The sequence below is a fragment of the Amycolatopsis marina genome (genome assembly GCF_900111885.1).
Taxonomy (GTDB): Bacteria; Actinomycetota; Actinomycetes; order Mycobacteriales; family Pseudonocardiaceae; genus Amycolatopsis; species Amycolatopsis marina.
Window position 1 is genome coordinate 12300 of the sequence record NZ_FOKG01000010.1, and the last position, 18164, is coordinate 30463.

The window sequence follows — 18164 nt, forward strand, 5'->3', positions numbered from 1 at the left end:
TCAGAGTTCCTCGATGGGGAACCGGCCGTTCTTCACCGCCGTGAGCAGTTCGGCGTGGTCGGCCTCGGTCTGGTCGGCGTAGCGCACCGCGTACCGGCCGATCGCCTCGTCCAGGTCGGTGTCCTCGGCGAGGTAGCCCGCGAGCAGCCTCGGGTCGATCGAGCGGGCGTGCGCCCGTGCCAGCAGCGCACCCGCGAGCCTGCCGTAGTCGTCGAGGTGGTCACTGTCCAGGCTGGTGGGGTCGATGTCGCCCTTCAGGTTCCGGAACTGCCGGACGATGAACGGCCTGCCCTCGATGGTGGTCCAGCCGAGCAGGATGTCCGTCTCGGCCTGCACCAGCCGGGCGCCGTGCACGATGCGCCTGCCCTCGTGCTCGGTGGACCCGATGTCGAGGAACGGTTCCAGCGCCGATTGGCATGCCTCTTTCAGTTGCAGCACAAGGACTTCGTCGCCGTTTCCGTGCAGCAGCGCGATGTAGCTGCGGCGCCCGACACTGCCCGTGCCCACGACACGGAAGGCCACATCGGACACCGAGTAACGGGTGATCAGGTTCCGTCGTGACTCCCGCAGGGTGTCTACGTAGGACTCCAGGCCGTCGATGATGTGTTGCGCTGTCGACTCGTCCACATGGGTACGTATCGGTGGGTCCTCGATGAACTTGAGCCTGCGCAGCCCGGTCGCCTCGTCGTCGTACTCCTGTGCGCGCTTCCTGGCGATCTTCGCGCTGGTGTTCTTGCGCGCCTTGGCCGCCGCCTTCTCGAAGTCGTCGATCAGCTCGTCCGCCTTGGCCCGGTTCAGCGCGGAGGCGTTCGGCAGCGCGTTCCACGACCGCATGAACGGCATCTCGGCCAGCTCCCGGACGATCCGGCGGTAGGACTTCACCGCGTCCTCGGCGGCGTCGAGGCAGTCCTTCTCACCGACGCCGCCTTCGCGTCCCGCCAGCACCAGGCTCGCGCAGAGGCGTTTGAGGTCCCATTCCCACGGCCCCGGGAGGGTTTCGTCGAAATCGTTGATGTCCATGACGATCTCGCCCTCGGGCGTGCCGTACAGCCCGAAGTTCGCGGCGTGGGCGTCCCCGCATAGCTGTGCGGTGAGTCCGCTGGCGGGGGTGCCGGCGAGGTCGGCGGCCATGAGCCCGGCCGCGCCACGGAAGAACGCGAACGGCGACGCGGTCATCTTCGCGATGCGCAGGGGCAGCAACTCGGCGAGCCTGCCCTCGTTGCTCGCCTCGACGAAGTCCACGACGCCCGGCCGCCGCGGGCCGGCGGCAGGGTGGTCGTGCGCGGTGGGCGGTGTGGCTTCGCGCAGCGCTTTCCCGCGTGCGTACACGTCCTCGGGGGACACGGCACTACGTAGATCGACCACATCGTTCGTCGTCATCTCGCCTCTTTTCATGATCTGGTCTTCACTGCCACCCTACGTACGGACGTACCGTGCCATGCTGGTGCTTTCCATACTTCCTCCCCGCCCGAGATCACCCGCACACCTGGATGGACAGGAACCCTGATGTCGCAAGCCGTTGGCTGGGCCGAGTTCGTCGACACCGAGGCATTGGAGGAGTACGAGCGGCTGACGCTGCTCGAGCGGATCTTCGACCCGTTCACCGTCCGAAACCTCGACCGGCTCGGCGTTCGTGATGGCTGGCGGTGCCTCGAGATCGGCGCGGGTGCCGGGTCGGTGGCGCGCAAGCTGGCCGAACTGGCTGGGCCGTCGAACGTGCTGGCCACCGACGTCAGCACCGCGTTCCTCGGCCCGCTGACCGAGCTGGGCATCGAGGTGCGTCACCACGACGTCACGACGGACGAGCAGCCTGGGGAGTTCGACCTCGTGCACGCCAGGTTCGTGCTCGACCATCTCCGGGACCGCGAGGCGGTGCTGGCCAGGTTGGCGTCCTGGCTGCGTCCCGGCGGGTGGTTGCTCATCGAGTCGGCGAGCACGCTGCCCGAGTTGTCCTCCACCCCCGCGACCCGCAGGTCGATGGAGACGCTGAGCCGGGTGATGACCGAACAGGTCGGCACGCACACCACGTGGGCGCGCACACTGCCGCTGCCACTGGAACGGGCCGGCCTGCGTGGGTGCGGTACCGAGGGCCAAATGCTGCCGGCCAGGGGCGGCTCGCCGCTCGCGGGCTGGTTGAAGGCCACGATCAAACTGGTCGAGACGCATGCGGTGAACACGGGCCTGATCACCCAGCCCGAACTGGATGAAGCCTATGCGCTGTACGACGCGCCGGAGTTCCTCGACTACTGCTGGCTGACCGTCGCCGCATGGGGTCAGCGACCCGGCTGAGCACGGACCGTCGGTCCCCCTATCGGGATGGTGTGGGTGTTCGGCGCGCTTGGCGTTGACGCGGTATGTCCGGACCGCGTCGGCTGGGTGGGCGGTGTGCGGTGTTGCGCAGGTCCCGGTGGTGGCGAGCGCAGACGAGGATCATGTTGTTCAGTCGGACAGTCCATCGTCGATCCACCCCAACCGCACTTTCCCGGAAAAGTGCAGACCTGAAGATCGCACTTTCCCGGGAAAGTGCGATACCTGGCGCGCGCAAGTACCGCACTTTCCCGGGAAAGTGGCGTGCCTAGCGGATCACCTCGGCGATGGCGTCGAGGCCGCTGTCGAGCTCCTCCTCGGAGATGACCAGCGGCGGTGCGAGGCGCAGCGTGTTGTCGTGGGTCTCCTTGCAGAGCACACCCTTGGCGGCCAGCGCCTGCGACGCCTCCCTCCCGGTGGGCCCACCGGGAGCGATGTCGATGCCTGCCCACAGGCCGCGGCCACGCACCTCGGCGAGACCGTTGCCGACGAGCTCGCCGAGCCGGTTGTGCAGGTGCGCGCCGAGCGCGGCCGAACGCTGCTGGAATTCGCCGGTCTCCAGTAGCGCGATCACGGCGCGGCCGACCGCGCACGCGAGCGGGTTTCCGCCGAAGGTCGAGCCGTGCTCCCCCGGACGCAGCACGCCGAGCACGTCGCGGCGTCCGGCGACGGCTGACAGCGGCATGATGCCGCCACCAAGAGCCTTGCCGAGGGTGTAGAGGTCCGCGCGGATCCGTTCGTGGTCGAGCGCGAACACCGTGCCCGTGCGGGCCAGGCCGGACTGGATCTCGTCGGCGATCAGCAGGGCGCCTGCCTCGTCGCAGAGCCTGCGTGCCTCGGCGAGGTAGCCGTCCGGTGGCACGACGACGCCTGCCTCACCCTGGATCGGCTCGAGCAGTACGGCGGCGGTTCGCTCGGTGATCGCCGAGGTGAGGGCGTCGGCGTCGCCATATTTGACGACCTTGAATCCGGGGGTGAACGGACCGAAGTCCGCGCGAGCGGTGTCGTCGGTGGAGAAGGACACGATCGTGGTGGTGCGGCCGTGGAAGTTGGACCCGGCCACCACGATCTCGGCCTCGCCCTGCGGGACACCCTTCACCTGGTACGCCCACTTGCGGGCCACCTTGATGGCGGATTCGACGGCCTCGGCGCCGGAGTTCATCGGCAGCACGAGTTCGGTGCCGGTCAGCTGCGCCAGCTCGCGGCAGAACAGTCCGAGCTGGTCGTGATGGAAGGCGCGCGAAGTCAGGGTGACCCGGCCGAGCTGGGCGACCGCGGCCTCGACCAGCGCGGGGTGGCGGTGACCGAAGTTCAGCGCGGAGTAGCCGGACAGGAAGTCGAGGTAGCGCTCGCCGTGGACGTCGGTGACCCACGCGCCCTCCGCTTCGGCGATGACCACGGGCAGTGGGTGGTAGTTGTGCGTGCTCCACTGCTCGTCGAGGGCGATGAAGTCGGAAGCGGTACGGGTGGTGCTGTCGGCGAACGTCGTCATGCGTTCAGGCTAAGGGCAGTCCACGTGTGGTTCATCCGCGACACGTTGCTTGTTGCCTGTGTTCGTTGCGTAGTTCTCGCCGGTGTCCGGCGAATCGTTGCGTACCCATTGACTTTCGGAGTTGTCAGCCGCCCCGCGGTGTCCCAGCACCTCAAGGTGCTCAAGGACTGCGGTCTCGTAACCGATCACGTGCGCGGAACGCGGCGGATGTACCGCCTGCGACTCGAAGGAGTCGCCGGGCTGCGGGCATATCGCGACGAGATGTGGACCGAGGCGCTGACCGCGTTCGCGGCGGCGGAACAGGATGGCGATGACGACGAATGACGCAGCAGACAGGCACCAACCTGCGCCAGGGGGTCGACGGAGGCTGGCCTCGCTGCCTGGACAGGTTCGCTGAACTCGCGGTGAAGTGAGCCGGTGGGGCACGAGCGGGTGACGTGCCCCACTTCGAGTGTTGGCACACCCGGGCGTCCTTCTGACAGAGTGTCAACCCGTGACCGACGACCTCTCCTTCCTTCGTAAGCAGGCTCGTACGCAGCGCTTCACCCTTGGTGCGCCGAAGGAGTTCCGGGTGTCCCCGGACGGCGACCGGGTGCTGTTCCTGCGGGCGGAATCAGGTGTGGACCGCAGGCACAGCCTGTGGTCCCAGGATCTGGCGTCCGGCGTGGAGTCCAAGATCGTGGACGCTGTCGCGCTGTTGCCGGGGGAGGAGGAGTTGCCGCCGGAGGAGCGGGCCAGGCGCGAGCGCACGCGCAACGCCTCCGGCGGCGTGGTCGGCTACGCGACCGATTCCGGGCTCACGATGGCGGCGTTCTCCCTGTCCGGCAAGCTCTACACGGCGGACCTGCGTTCCGGTGACGTCACGCTGCGCGTCGACGACTCCGTGGTGGACCCGCGGCCCAACGCGGCGGGGACGCACGTGGCCTATGTCCGGGACCGCAGGCTTCGCGTGCTCGACCTGGCCGCGGGCACCGACCGGATGCTCGTCGACGAACCGGGAGAGGACATCGCCTGGGGGCTGGCGGAGTTCATCGCGGCCGAGGAGATGGGGCGCGCCCGTGGTTACTGGTGGGCGCCGGACGGGCAGAGTCTCCTGGTCGAGCGCACCGACCGTGCGGCGGTGCCGCGCTGGACGATCGCCGATCCGGCGAATCCCGGCCTGCCCCCGAACACGGTGTCGTATCCGGCAGCCGGAACGGTCAATGTCGATGTGTCGCTGGCGTTCCTGGGGCTCGACGGAACGCGTGTGGACGTCCAGCGCGGGGACTGGGAGTACCTGGCGGCGGTGCACTGGAGTGCGGGTGGGGCACCGCTGCTGGCCGTGCAGCCGCGCGATCAGCGCCGCCTCGAGGTGCACGAGGTGAACCCCGCCGACGGTTCGACGAAGCTGCTGCACACCGAGACGGACCCGCACTGGGTGGAGATCGTGCAGGGCGTGCCCGCCTGGACCAGTGACGGCAGGCTGGTTCGGGTGAGCGCGGCGGACGGGAACTACCGGCTGCTGATCGACGGCGAGCCGGTCACCGAACCCGGCATGCAGCTTCGCTCGGTCCTCGATGTGGGCGAGGAGGTCCTGTTCAGTGCGTCGGAGGACGATCCCACCCAGATCCACGTTTATCGCACTGACGGTGGAAAGGTGCAACGTCTATCCACTGAGGACGGAGTGCACATCGGCGGTGGGAACGCCGCGCTGACGGTGCTGTCGTCCTGGAGCATGTCCCGCAGTGGGCCCAAGGTGTCGGTACTGCGGGACGGAAAACCGGTCGCCGGAATTGCTTCGTACACTGTGGACCCCGGCACGGCCCCCAAGGTGGCGATGCTGACCGTCGGCGAGCGGGGCCTGCGTGCGGCGCTGCTGCTGCCGACCGGTCACCGCGCGGGTTCGGCGAAACTGCCGGTGCTGCTCGATCCCTACGGCGGGCCGCACGCGCAGCGGGTGTTGCAGAGCCGCAACGCCTTCCTCACCGCACAGTGGCTGGCGGATCAGGGTTTCGCGGTGCTGATCACCGACGGCAGAGGCAGCCCGGGACGCGGACCGGAGTGGGAACGGGAGATCGCGGGCAAGCTCGCGGAAGTGCCGCTGGCCGACCAGGTCGACGCGCTGCACGCGGTGGCGGCCGAATACCCCGATCTGGATCTGGACAGGGTGGCGATTCGCGGCTGGTCCTACGGCGGTTACCTCTCGGCGCTGGCAGTCCTGCGCAGGCCGGACGTGTTTCACGCGGCAGTTGCCGGCGCGCCGGTGACCGACTGGTCGTTGTACGACACCCACTACACCGAGCGCTACCTCGGCACACCACAGGACGAACCGGATTCCTACCGCCGGAACTCGCTGATCGCCGACGCCCCGGAGTTGCGCGGCGCGCTGCTGCTCGTGCACGGGCTGGCCGACGACAACGTGTTCGTCGCGCACGCGTTGCGACTGTCGTCGGCGCTGCTGGCGGCGGGCAGGCCGCACACTTTCCTCCCGCTCGCCGGGGGCACGCACATGACACCGCAGGCCGAGGAGGTCGCGGAGAACATGATGCGGCTGCAGATCGACTGGATCAAGCGCGAGCTGGACGCCCGCGTCGGGCACTGATCCGGGCCAGGACGTCACCGATCGACCGAGGATGGAGCGTATGAAGCGTTGGGGAATCACGATCCCGCTCACCGGGGTCCCGCTGGCCGAACACCGTGAGCTGATCGAGCAGCTGCCCGACCTCGGGTACACCGACGCGTGGTCGGCGGAGACCGCGGGCACCGACGCGTTCTCCCCACTGCTGCTGGCATCGCAGTGGGCGCCGCAGCTACGCCTCGGCACGGCCATCGTTCCGGTGTACACACGCGGGCCGGGCCTGCTCGCGATGAGCGCGGCGACCCTGGCCGAGTGCGCCCCTGGCCGGTTCGTCCTCGGGATCGGTACGTCATCGCCGGTGATCGTGGAGAACTGGAACGCGGCGGAGTTCGCCGAGCCGTTCGGCCGGAGCAGGGACACGTTGCGGTTCCTGCGGGCGGCGCTGGCGGGGGAGAAGGTCACCGAGCAGTACCCGACGTTCTCGGTGAGCAAGTTCCGTCTGGAGCGGGCGCCCGAGCCCGCGCCGCCGATCATGCTGGCGGCGTTGCGTCCCGGCATGCTGCGACTGGCGGCGCGGGAGGCCGACGGCGCGATCACGAACTGGCTCGCGCCGGGTGACGTGCCGACGGTGCGGGCAGAGGTCGGCCCGGACGTGGAACTGGTGGCGCGGGTGTTCGTGTGCCCGACGGAGGACGCCGACGCCGCACGTGGCCTGGGCCGTATGTTGATCAGTAGCTACCTCACCGTGCCGGTGTACAAGGCATTCCACGAATGGCTGGGCCGAGGGGACGCGCTGGCGCCGATGCACGAGGCGTGGCAGGCGGGGGACCGCAAGCGAGCCGGTGAACTCATCCCGGACGATGTTGTGGACGACCTGATCGTGCACGGCAGTGTCGACGAGTGCAGAGACAAGGTTCAGTCCTACGTGGACAACGGACTGAACACTCCGGTGATGGCGTTGCTGCCGACCGGGGACAACCCGTTCGAGCACATCAAGGGGCTGGCTCCCAGGTCCTGATCCGTTCGCCGCGAGCGCGCGTCAACCCCAGATCGCGTTCGCGGCGACCAGGCCTGTCGCGGCGGCGCCGAAGCCGGCGAGGACGGTGACGACGACGTTGGCGACGGCGTGGAGGCGGGCGCGTTCGGACACGAGCCGGACGGTTTCGTAGCCGAACGTGGAGAACGTCGTCAGGGAGCCGCACAGGCCGACGCCGACCAGTGCCCGGACGGTGTCCGGCTGGCCACCGGCGAGTGCCCAGCCCGCCAGGACCCCGAGCAGGGCGGAACCGGTCATGTTGGCCACGAGGGTGCCCCACGGGAACAGGGTGCGGTGGCTGCGCCGGACGCGCTGGTCGACGAGATAGCGCAGGATGGCGCCGAGGGCTCCGCCGACGGCGACCAGCAGCGCGGTCACGGTGTCGCCCCTCGGCGTACGTGGGTCACGGCGACGCGGGTGGCGCGCATGCCGAGCGCGACGGCGAGCAGGGAGGCGAGCACCGAGACCGCGGCGTAGAGCAGGGCGAGCCCCGGGCGGCCGGTCAGCGCGGAGTCCATGGCCTCGACCACGAAAGTGGAGAACGTGGTGAAGCCGCCGAGCACGCCGATCCCCGCGAACGGGCGGAGCAGCGGGTGCGGGTCCCGGATGGTGATGATCAGCATCATCAGCACGCCGATCAACAGGCAGCCTCCGATGTTGGCGAGCAGCGTGGCGGTGCCGAACTGGCCGCGCTCGTGCGGGAGGGCGAGGCCGAGCCCGTACCGGGCGAGGCTGCCGAGCGCGCCGCCGACGGCGACCGCGAGCAGCACCGTCCACCGGTGTGGCTCACCCACTCTCCGGCCCATCCGTCTCCTCACCCCTCGCACTTTCCCGGAAAAGTGCGGTAGTTGCGCGCGCGGGGTATCGCACTTTCCCGGGAAAGTGCGAGTCCGAAAGCTCTCGTCCCAGGTCCCGGGCTTGCCCCCGCGCACTTTCCCGGGAAAGTGCGCGGGGTAGTTCCCGGGGAATCTATCCGCGGGATTGGCTTCGCGCCCCTTCGGGTAGTCGTGGCCGGGAGGTCAGCATGGGACACGGCGTCGCAGAACAACTCATCAGCGAACACCTGGTCAGCGGGGAGATGACGCCGGGGGCGGAAATCGCCCTGCGGGTCGACCAGACCCTGACCCAGGACGCCACCGGCACCCTGGTAATGCAGGAGCTGGAGGCGATGAATCTCGATCGGGCGCGCACCGAGGTCAGCGTGCAGTACGTGGACCACAACCTGCTGCAGGCCGACGAGAAGAACGCGGAGGACCACGCGTACCTACGCTCGGCGTGCCGCAGGTACGGGCTGTGGTTCTCGAAGGCGGGCAACGGTGTTTCGCACCCCACACACATGCAGCGGTTCGGCATCCCGGGCAAGTTGATGGTCGGGTCGGATTCGCATACGTGCGCCGGTGGGTCGCTGGGAATGCTGGCGATCGGTGTCGGCGGGCTCGAGGTGGCGATGGCGATCGCCGGTACGCCGTTGTACCTGCAGATGCCGCGGATCTGGGGCGTGCGGCTGACGGGTGAGTTGCCGCCGTGGGTGTCCGCGAAGGACGTGGTGCTGGAGATGCTGCGTCGCCACGGAGTCAAGGGCGGGCTGAACCGGATCATCGAGTACCACGGGCCGGGGCTGGCGCAGCTGTCGGCGATGGACCGGCACGTGATCGCGAACATGGGGGCGGAGCTGGGGGCCACGACGACGGTGTTCCCGGCGGACGAGGCGGTGCGGGAGTTCCTGCGCGCGGAGGACCGCGAGGAGGACTTCCGGGAGGTGCTGCCCGCGGAGGATGCACGGTTCGACGACACCGACGAGATCGACCTGTCGACGCTGGAGCCGCTGATCGCCAAGCCGTCGTCACCGGGCAACGTGGTGCCGGTACGCGAGGTGGCTGGCGCCGACGTGGGCCAGGTGGTGATCGGCTCTTCGGCGAACCCGGGGCTGCGGGACTACGCGATCGCGGCGCACATGGTGCGCGGCAGGCAGACGGAGGACTCGGTGAGTTTCGACGTCAACCCGTCGTCACGGGAGATCTTCGCGGACCTGACGAAGATGGGGGCGACGTTCGAGCTGATCTCGGCGGGGGCGCGGATCCACCAGGCCGGGTGCATGGGGTGCATCGGGATGGGACAGGCGCCCGCGGTGGGCCACAACTCGCTCCGCACCTTCCCGAGGAACTTTCCCGGCAGGTCGGGCACGAAGGAGGACGCCGTCTGGCTGTGCTCGCCGGAGACCGCGACGGCGGCGGCCCTGACCGGGGTGATCGCCGACCCGAGAGAGGTCGCCGAGCGGCTGGGGATCGAATACGTGCGCCCGGAAATGCCGTCGCGAGCATCGGTGAACACGGACATGCTGGTGCCGCCGCTGGAGCCAGGGGAAGCCGAGAGGGAGGAGTTGGTGAAGGGGCCGAACATCTCGGCGCTGCCGGACTTCCCGCCGCTGCCGGACCGGATCGAGGCGCCGGTGCTGCTCAAGGTCCCGGACGACATCTCGACCGACGAGATCTCCCCGGCCGGAGCGCGGGCGCTGCCGTTCCGTTCGAACATCCCGATGCTGTCGGAGTTCACCTTCAGTCAGGTGGACGAGACCTACCCGCAGCGGGCGCGCGAGGTGGCCGACGGCCCCGGCCACCTGATCGTCGGCGGCGACAACTACGGGCAGGGGTCCTCGCGCGAACACGCGGCGATCACCCCGCGGCATCTGGGACTGCGCGCGGTGATCGCGAAGTCCTTCGCGCGGATCCACTGGCAGAACCTGGCGAACTTCGGCATCCTCGCGCTGGAGTTCGTCGACCCGGCCGACTACGAACGGATCGATCAGGGGGACACGCTGGAGCTGGAGAGCCTGCGGGAAGGGCTGTCGGAGAGCCCGGAGCTGACGGCGCGGAACGTGACCAAGGACGAGCAGTACCGGCTGCACCACCGGTTGTCGGAGCGTCAGGTCGAAGCCGTCATGGCAGGCGGCCGGATCCCGCTGCTGGCGTCGATGGTCTGAGCCGTTGTTCCAGGTCAGCGTCGGCGCGCGCCCGACGTTCGCCCCTGCCTCACGGGCGCTGAAGCGGACACGCTAAGCTAGCGCCCATCGTCAGCACGCAGGGCGATGGCCGGGCTGTGGCGCAGTTTGGTAGCGCACTTGACTGGGGGTCAAGGGGTCGCAGGTTCAAATCCTGTCAGCCCGACCGGCAAGCGGGTTCTTGCAGTTCAGAGCTGTGGGAACCCGCTTTTTTTGTGCTGTAGGTGCGGATCTGGTCTACGGTCCAGCGCGACCCGGCGCGGCACTGTGACACTCGCATCTGTCATCGGTGTGGGCACGTGCAGATCGGTGCTGGCGGCGTTCATCGCCGCCCGATAGCCGGGCCTGCTCGTCTGCCGAATGTCCTCGATCACTCGACAAAGACGAACTTGCCTTGGCCGTCAACCTTCATTATGGTCAGGTTAGTGAGTACCTACTAACCATGTGGAGGATTCGAGATGCACGCTCCGTTCCAGACCACCAGCGCGGATGCACGTGCCCTGTGGCACATGGGGGCGCTGTTACGGCTCAAGGCAACCGGGGAGGACACCGCGGGACAGTTCTCCCTCACCGAACACACGTGCCGACAGGGCACAGCGTCACCGCTGCATCGGCACACTCGGGAGGACGAGGCCTTCCTCGTTCTGGAAGGGGAGTTGAGGATCTACATCGACGGGCGGCACTACCACGCCCAGGCCGGCTCACTCACCTTCGCGCCACGCGGACTCCCACACGCCTACCGGGCAACATCGCCGACCTGCCGCTTCCTCGCGCTCATCACGCCTGGTGGCTTCGAGCAGTGGTTCGCCGAAACGGGAGAACCGGCCCTCTCGCCGAACCTGCCACCAGCACCGTCCGGCCCCGTCGACACAACGAGGTTGATCAGCGCAGCCGCCCGATACGGCGTCGAGGTGCTGGGGCCATCACCGATCGTCGACGACGCCACAACGCATGCGGACCCGCGGTGAGGAAGGGAAATATGCACACAACTCGAGGCGCCGTGACCGCGTTGGTCACCGGTGCGTCCGCCGGGATCGGCCGGGCGACCGCGGTGGCGTATGGCGCTACCGGCGCTCAAGTCGGTATCACATACCGAAAGGATCGCGCGGCTGCCGAGGAGACCGCCAGACAGGTTCGGTCGGTGGGCGGACAGGCGCTACCGGTCGCGCTGGACCTCGGTGACCCGTCCGGCATCGCGGCGGCGGTCGCTACCGTGCAAGGCTGGGCCGGCGACATAGACGTGCTGGTCAACAATGCCTACGACGCCGGAGAGTGGACCCCAGGCACGGACACAGCATTCGAAGACATTCCGGTAGGGCAATGGCAACACATCCTCCGGCAAAACCTCGAGGGCGCCTTCCACGTGGTTCGCGCGGTACTGCCAGGGATGCGCCGACGCGAAGCAGGCCGGATGGTGCTGATCTCTTCCGGAGCGGTCGAACATGGCTCGACCGGCACCGGACCCTACGCGGCGGCCAAGGCCGGGTTGCACGGACTGTGCCGCAGCCTTGCCGCCGAACTCGGGCCTGCCGGAATTCTGGTCAACGTGGTGATGCCGGGCATCACCACGACGGAGCGGGCGCTTCGGTCGCTGCCGCCCAGCCTTGTCGACGCCGTCACCGACGCCACACCGACGCGACGTCTGTCCACACCCGACGATGTCGCTCAGTCGATCCTGTTCCTGGGCTCGACTGCCAATGGCAACATCACCGGCCAGGTTGTGCGGGTCACCGGTGGGCAGTGAGGGCAGGACGTGTCATCGTAAGCCCGGACCTGGAGTGCGGATCGCTCCCTTTCAGACCTTCAACGGCTCGTCCCGCATCGCTACGAACGCTCGGGCGGCGATGAAGTACGGCCGTGCTTGTTCGCGGAACTCCTCGAGGGACCGGAAACCGCGGTCGAGCACGTGGGTCGGCAGTTCGTCCGTGCGCCACAGCTCGGCGAACTTCGCATCGATCAGGTCGGTGGGGATGTCGCCCGGGTGGAACTTCGGGTTGCGCCGCATCGCCTGACTGTTCAAGCGGAGCAGCCTGGCGCTCTGCTGTGTCAATTCCGTCATGTCGGGATCCAGTTCGGGCGGGACCTCGTCGTAGACCAGCCGCCCCGAGCGTCTCCGAAATGTGCGCACGAGTACCCGAATCGCACGGTCGTGTTCGTCGAGGGTCTCCAGTTCGCCACGAGCCAGGATGCCGCGGCGAACGAGTTCATCGGCTGACAGGGCATCCAGCCAGGGCGGTAGGAAGACGTCGTACCCGGTCGCCGGTGAACTGCCGTACGCGGCGAGCCCGACCTCCGGGTACTCAGGGCGCAGATTGGCCAGCACGTGCGCGGTGTGGCGGTCCGGGAAGTCCGGGAGGAACAATTGCGCGTAGGCGAGCAACTGGCGTCGGGTCGGGCCATCGATATCGGCTGTGGCCGGGGTGTGCTGGAGCCGCCACTCCTTGTGGTAAGTGGTGAGCGGTACCTCGATCTCACCGGCTGATGGCGCCAGCACCCTTCCGGCAAGAAGGTCGTGGATCGCGCTCTCGGCGTCGATTCGCTTGATGTCGCCCAGCCGGTCGTTGCGCAGTTCGTCGACGACGAGCCGCACCGAATCAGCCAGCTGTTGCTCGCCTGCCGACGCCAGCAGGGCCGCGTTGGTGCGGATGCTGAAGTGCAGCGACCGGGCGAGCTCGACGACCCGTGAAGCCGCGGTCGGATCGAGATGGCCGGCGGCCGCCAACCGGTCGGTCACGCCGATGATGCTCACGAGCGCGTGGGTGAAGGCCCGGAAGCCCACATCGGCATCGCCGTGCGTGAGCGCGACATCGGCATCGGAGATCAGCCGGCCATCCCTGTACCAGGCGAATACGGTGCCCAGTCCGGTCATACCGTGGTCCTGGTGTTCGCATGCGCGCAGCGCACCAAGGCTCGCGGCCCCGTAGATGGGGACACCGGCCGCGTACAGGTCGAGGATCTCCTTGTGCCGGACCGGTGCGGTGTGCTGGTAGACACCATCGACGATGAGCACAGAGTCGTCGGTTCCCGGCCGAAGACGGTAGAGATCGCCGTGAGCGATCGGGGGGTGTGCGCATACACCGTCCAGGTCGAGCACGGACGAGCCGGACAGTGAGGGCCCGGCGAACACGTGGATCGTCATGAGGCTCCTTCGCCGCTGTCGTGCGGATGGGTGCTCGTCGGCCGCGGTTGCGTGTCCTCCGGATCGGGGTGACGGGGCAGCTCCTCGTTCGCCTCGTGAAGCAGCTCAGGAAGCCCGGGCGCGACCACCTTGCATACGGCGAAGGGTTCCCCGGGCGGGGTCATATCGACGCGCAGCACCGGACGACCCGACATCACGCTCACCTGGTCGACCAGCCAGGCGAGCATGTCCGCGCTCGGAACGCTGGCATCCACTGGTGGAGTGGGGATCGCGTTCCACGAGTGGTTCGGTTCGACGGGCAGGGGCGGGACGGGACGCCGCACGCCTCGATAGGACACACTCCCGATGTCCTCGCGGGTGCCGCTGATCACCGACATGCGGCTCTGGACCGCCTCGGTCAACGCTCTCTGGACAGCGATCTCAGGCAGGAAATGGCTCCCAGATCCCGCATAGAGACTCGGCATGTCGGGGTGCCAGAGGAAGACGGCGAACGCAGACACGCCTGGTACGACCGAACAGTCCACGACCTCCACCCAGAAATCGATGTCATGGAGATGCTCGACGAGATCCCGACTCCAGCAGTCGGGCAGGGTGCGTAGATCCAGCACTTTTCGCTGTCGGATGGGCGTTTTCGCCACACCCGCTGTCGAGTACCTTTCGATGACCTCGAGCAGCGCATGGATCGTGGCTTCGGCGAGGGTGTTGCCGCTGGCCAGTCCATTGGCCGAGCAGAACTGCGTCGATGGTCGCCAGGTGCCGTCGGAGACGCCATCCATCGCGACCGAGCGGAGGGGGACGAACGTCGGCTCCCCATCGGCCAGGGAGACCGCCGGGACCCAGCGCAGCGGGAAGCGATCGGAGATGATCGAGCGCTCGGTGGGGGTTGTCTCCGATGTGGCGTACGGGAGATCGAGCTCGACGGCCTGCGCGACGAAGGCGTCGGGCGTGGTGAAGTACCGCTCGCAGACGGACATCTCGATGGCTTCCATGACGGCGGACAGTCGTGCGAGCAGAGGAGTAGCGCCCTTGCCCTGACTTACACCCACTGTGGTCGCGAGGGGTCGCACGGCCATGTACACCGGCATGCCGATGATGTCGAGGCCGGTGAGTTCGGCGATCCTGGTGACCCCGTACTCACGCATCCTGGGCCGCACGAACTCCCATGTGTCCTCGGGGGAACGGTCCCGCAACGTGCCAGGGAGGACGACAGGACCAATACTCGACGCGACGTGCGGAGATACCATCATTGTCCTCCGGGTTTGGGGCTCCGACAGCGCATTCCGTTGCTTACCCGAACTGTGGCTAATGTCCCGCGGCCGCGACTTCGTTCTCCGCGAGCGTTGTGGCCGAATCATCGGGTGCGGCGGTTCCTCGGCGCGCCTTCCGCAGCAGCACCGGGGCGAGCACGCCGGCGGCTACGGCGATTCCAGCACCGACGGTGAGGGCCGTGCTGACTCCGTCGGTGAACGACGACAGGGTGTCACCGCCTCGCTCGGTCGCCCGTGAGTTGGCTGTCGCCGCGACCGTGCTGAGCACCGCCAACCCGACCGCGCCGCCGATCTGCTGGGTGACGTTGACCAGTCCCGCAGCCAGGCCGGCGCTGTCCAGCGGTGCCTCGGCGGTGGCGGCGATCATCAGCGAGATGACGCCGAGCGTGGCACCCAACGCGGTCATGGTCAGCGGTGCCATCACGTCGGTGAAGTAGTTGCCGTTCACCTCGACCTGGGCCAACCAGAACATGCCTGCCCCGGCGATCAGTCCGCCGACCGTTGCCGGGATGCGGTATCCGATCCGGCTGACCAGTTTGCCGACATGGGTTCCCAGCAGTGCGAAGCACACCGCCGCCGGCATCTGGGCCAGCCCGGCCTGAATCGGTGTGAAGCCCAGTACGTGCTGCAGATACAGGGTGAGGAAGAAGAACATGGGCGTCATGGCGCCCATGGTGAGCAGCGTGAGACCGTTGCCGTTGCGCAGCGACGCGATCCGGAAGATTTTCAGCGAGATGAGCGGCTGACTGCTGCGTGCCTCGATCGCCACGAACGCGGCAAGCAGTGCCGCGGCCGCGGTGAACAGGCCGAGCGTCTGCGCGGAGGCCCAGCCGACATGTGCGGCATTGATCAACGCGTACACCGCCAGCGAAACACCTCCGGTGACGGTGACGGCTCCGGCGATATCGAACGAACGGTGGACCGCATCCTTGGTCTCGGGAAGCAACTGTGGAGCCAGCAGCACCACCACGGCCACGATGGGGAGGTTGACCCAGAACACCGCCTGCCAACCGAACCACTCGGTGAGAAGGCCACCGAAGACGTATCCGGTGGCGGCGCCCGTGGCGGCCACCGACCCCCAGATACCGAGGGCCTTGTTCCGCTCTTTTTGTTCCGTGAACAGGGTCATGACCAGAGCAAGTGCCGCGGGTGACACTGCCGCGGCACCCATGCCCTGTACCGCTCGGGCGATGATCAGCCACAGCGGTGAGGTGGCGAGCGCACCGGCCAGCGAGCCCACCGCGAACAGTGAAAGGCCCCAGATGAACATTCGGCGACGTCCCACGATATCGCCGGCGCGGCCGCCGAGTAGCAGCAAGCCACCGAAGGCGAGGGCGTATGCGTTCGCTACCCACGAGAGTCCCTCGGGGGTGAACCCCAGGTCAGCCTCCATCGATGGGGCGGCGATGATCACGATCGCGGTGTCGACGACGAGTACGAACTGGGTCATTGCCAACAGCGCCAGTGCGAGCCACCGTCGAGTGGGTGGGCGTGATGACGTCACCGTGTCTCCTGAGGTTACCGAGTTGTCGGGATGTGAACTCCTGTTTTGTTCACCCTGAAACACGATAGGGAACTTCGGTTCCGTTCATACCCTTCAAGATTGCGTAGCACGGCAAAGCAATTTAAGAGACGCCTGCCGGAGCGATCGGAGCATCAGATCAGAATGCCACTGAACTGAGGAGACCACGAAATGTCGCGACCGAGAACCTTCCCCGAAGCGTTCCAAAGGACTGTGGCGGCACATCCGGAAGACGTCGCGCTGCGCACGCCGGACGACAGCATCCGGTTGACCTGGAAGGAGTACGGCGACGAGGTGCGCAGGATCGCCTCCGGATTGGCGTCGCTCGGAGTGAAGCGGGGCGACACATTCGCGGCCATGCTGACCAACCGCCCCGAGTTCAACCTGACCGAGGTCGCGGCCTCCCATCTCGGCGCCACCACGTATTCCATCTACAACACGAGCTCGCCGGAGCAGATCAACTACCTGCTCACCCATGCCGGTACGAAGGTCGTGGTCTGCGACCGGCAGTTCGCCGGCCGGATCAAGGCATCCGGAGCCCCGCTGGAACACCTGCTGGTTGTCGAGGACGGTGATCTGGACCGGCTGCGGCCCGCGTCGGGCTTCGAATTCGAGGCCACCTGGCGTGCGGTGGAGCCGGACGACCTGCTGTGTCTGATCTACACCTCAGGGACGACCGGCCCGCCCAAGGGTGTCGAGCACACACACCGGGGCTGGCTTCGGATGATCGACTCGATCGCCACCATCTGGCCACTGGAAGCGGGGGATACGGCGATCTCCTACCTCCCTTCCAGTCACTCGGGGGACCGCTTCTTCCGCCACTACTACGCCATCGCGCGCGGCGCGCAGGTCATCAGCGTGGCCGACGCCAGTCGGCTTACGGAGGCGATCGCCGAGGTACATCCGACCACCTTCGCGGCCGTGCCACGGACGTGGGAGAAGCTCAAGGCCCATCTCGAGCGAGAGTTGCTGACCGACGAGAAGGCTGCCGCCGCGTTCGCGGCGGGCGAGCCGCGTCTCCTGGACGCGATCCGTGTCAAGATCGGGTTCGACCGCCTGAAGTGGGCGCTGACGGGCACCGCGGCGATCCCGGAGCACGTCTACGCCTTCTGGCAGAAGCTCGGGGTGCCAGTCACCGTTGGCTGGGGCATGTCCGAGTGCGGTTTCGGTGCGGGATCATCTCCTTCGGGGTCCAGGATCGGCACCATCGGCACGATTGCCCCTGGCGCCGAGGCACGCCTCTCCCAGGACGGCGAGTTACTGGTGCGCATGCCGTGGATGATGCGGGGCTACCGCAAGGACCCGACGAAGACCGCGGAAGCGCTCGACCCGGACGGCTGGCTGCACACCGGCGATCTCGCCGAAACCGACGATGACGGCAACTATCGGATCATTGGCCGGAAAAAGGAACTGATCGTCAACTCCGGCGGGAAGAACATGTCGCCGAGCAACATCGAGCACGCCATTGCGGAGGGCACGTCGCTGATGGGACCAGCGATGGCCGTCGGTGACGACAAACCATACAACGTAGCGCTGATCACTCTGGACCCAGACGCCGCTGTGGCGTTCGCGAGCAAAGTCGGTGTTGCGGCGGATCCGGTCATCCTGGCCAAGGATGAGCAGGTGCTGGAGAAGATCCGAGCCAGTGTGTACGCGGGCAATCAGAAACTGTCCCGGATCGAGCAGATCAAGAAGTTCACGGTGTTGCCGACATTCTGGGAAGCCGGCGGCGAGGAACTGACCTCGACGATGAAACTCAAGCGCAGGTCTATCGCGGAGAAGTACGCAGACGAGATCGACGCCCTCTACGCGTCGACCACCTGACGTGGCACCGATCGCTTGCGT

The 18164-nt window shown here is 67.5% G+C and carries 15 protein-coding genes and 1 tRNA gene; 9 read left to right on the forward strand and 7 right to left on the reverse strand.

From position 1 onward, the window contains the following. Entirely contained in the window at positions 1-1380 is a 1380-nt protein-coding gene (locus tag BM199_RS17400; protein ID WP_091674311.1) for a DUF2252 domain-containing protein, read from the reverse strand. Positions 1381-1506: 126 nt separating this feature from the next. Between BM199_RS17400 and BM199_RS17405 the strand changes: the two genes are divergently transcribed. Continuing rightward, positions 1507-2289, forward strand: a complete 783-nt coding sequence (locus BM199_RS17405) for a class I SAM-dependent methyltransferase (protein WP_091674312.1) — start codon at positions 1507-1509, stop codon at positions 2287-2289. 286 nt (positions 2290-2575) lie between these two features. On the opposite strand, the gene rocD is transcribed toward BM199_RS17405, so the two are convergent. Then, positions 2576-3799 carry an ornithine--oxo-acid transaminase gene (rocD, locus tag BM199_RS17410; protein ID WP_091674313.1) on the reverse strand — a complete coding sequence of 408 codons (1224 nt, stop codon included), beginning with the start codon at positions 3797-3799 and terminating at the stop codon, positions 2576-2578. Between the two features lie 24 nt (positions 3800-3823). Here rocD and BM199_RS34945 point away from each other — a divergent pair, with 24 nt between their 5' ends. From BM199_RS34945 to BM199_RS17425, 3 genes are all read left to right on the forward strand, one after another. Next, a complete protein-coding gene (locus BM199_RS34945) occupies positions 3824-4123 on the forward strand; it encodes an ArsR family transcriptional regulator (RefSeq protein ID WP_091674314.1) in 300 nt (99 codons plus the stop codon). Positions 4124-4292: 169 nt separating this feature from the next. Next, positions 4293-6380 carry a S9 family peptidase gene (locus BM199_RS17420; protein ID WP_091674315.1) on the forward strand — a complete coding sequence of 696 codons (2088 nt, stop codon included), beginning with the start codon at positions 4293-4295 and terminating at the stop codon, positions 6378-6380. Positions 6381-6420: 40 nt separating this feature from the next. Continuing rightward, complete coding sequence (locus tag BM199_RS17425; protein ID WP_091674316.1) at positions 6421-7374, forward strand: LLM class F420-dependent oxidoreductase; 954 nt, start codon at positions 6421-6423, stop codon at positions 7372-7374. Between the two features lie 21 nt (positions 7375-7395). On the opposite strand, the gene crcB is transcribed toward BM199_RS17425, so the two are convergent. Further along, a complete protein-coding gene (gene crcB / locus BM199_RS17430; protein WP_091674317.1) occupies positions 7396-7770 on the reverse strand; it encodes a fluoride efflux transporter CrcB in 375 nt (124 codons plus the stop codon). Next, entirely contained in the window at positions 7767-8198 is a 432-nt protein-coding gene (locus BM199_RS17435) for a fluoride efflux transporter FluC (RefSeq protein WP_091674318.1), read from the reverse strand. Before BM199_RS17435 ends, crcB begins: the two co-directional genes overlap by 4 nt. Positions 8199-8416: 218 nt before the next feature. Between BM199_RS17435 and BM199_RS17440 the strand changes: the two genes are divergently transcribed. From BM199_RS17440 to BM199_RS17455, 4 genes are all read left to right on the forward strand, one after another. Further along, the gene (locus tag BM199_RS17440; RefSeq protein WP_091674319.1) at positions 8417-10372 is read left to right on the forward strand and encodes an aconitate hydratase; all 1956 of its coding nucleotides are present in this window, start codon (positions 8417-8419) and stop codon (positions 10370-10372) included. A 110-nt stretch (positions 10373-10482) separates the two neighbouring features. Further along, positions 10483-10556 (forward strand) — tRNA-Pro (locus BM199_RS17445). Between the two features lie 292 nt (positions 10557-10848). Next, on the forward strand, positions 10849-11358 hold the full coding sequence (locus tag BM199_RS17450) for a quercetin 2,3-dioxygenase (RefSeq protein ID WP_091674320.1): 510 nt from the start codon (positions 10849-10851) through the stop codon (positions 11356-11358). A gap of 11 nt (positions 11359-11369) precedes the next feature. Next, positions 11370-12134, forward strand: a complete 765-nt coding sequence (locus tag BM199_RS17455; protein ID WP_091674321.1) for an SDR family NAD(P)-dependent oxidoreductase — start codon at positions 11370-11372, stop codon at positions 12132-12134. A gap of 51 nt (positions 12135-12185) precedes the next feature. Here the strand turns inward: BM199_RS17455 and BM199_RS17460 are convergent, their stop codons facing one another. The 3 genes from BM199_RS17460 to BM199_RS17470 form a co-directional block, all read right to left on the reverse strand. Further along, positions 12186-13529, reverse strand: coding sequence for a TfuA-like protein (locus tag BM199_RS17460; RefSeq protein WP_091674322.1), 1344 nt, complete (start codon positions 13527-13529; stop codon positions 12186-12188). Then, positions 13526-14719: a YcaO-like family protein gene (locus BM199_RS17465; RefSeq protein WP_177242664.1), complete on the reverse strand. Its 1194-nt coding sequence runs from the start codon at positions 14717-14719 to the stop codon at positions 13526-13528. Before BM199_RS17465 ends, BM199_RS17460 begins: the two co-directional genes overlap by 4 nt. A gap of 112 nt (positions 14720-14831) precedes the next feature. Continuing rightward, the gene (locus tag BM199_RS17470) at positions 14832-16301 is read right to left on the reverse strand and encodes an MFS transporter (RefSeq protein ID WP_143101844.1); all 1470 of its coding nucleotides are present in this window, start codon (positions 16299-16301) and stop codon (positions 14832-14834) included. A 189-nt stretch (positions 16302-16490) separates the two neighbouring features. On the opposite strand from BM199_RS17470, the gene BM199_RS17475 reads away from it, so the two are divergent. Beyond that, a complete protein-coding gene (locus BM199_RS17475) occupies positions 16491-18143 on the forward strand; it encodes an AMP-dependent synthetase/ligase (RefSeq protein WP_091674325.1) in 1653 nt (550 codons plus the stop codon). Positions 18144-18164 lie beyond the last annotated feature (21 nt).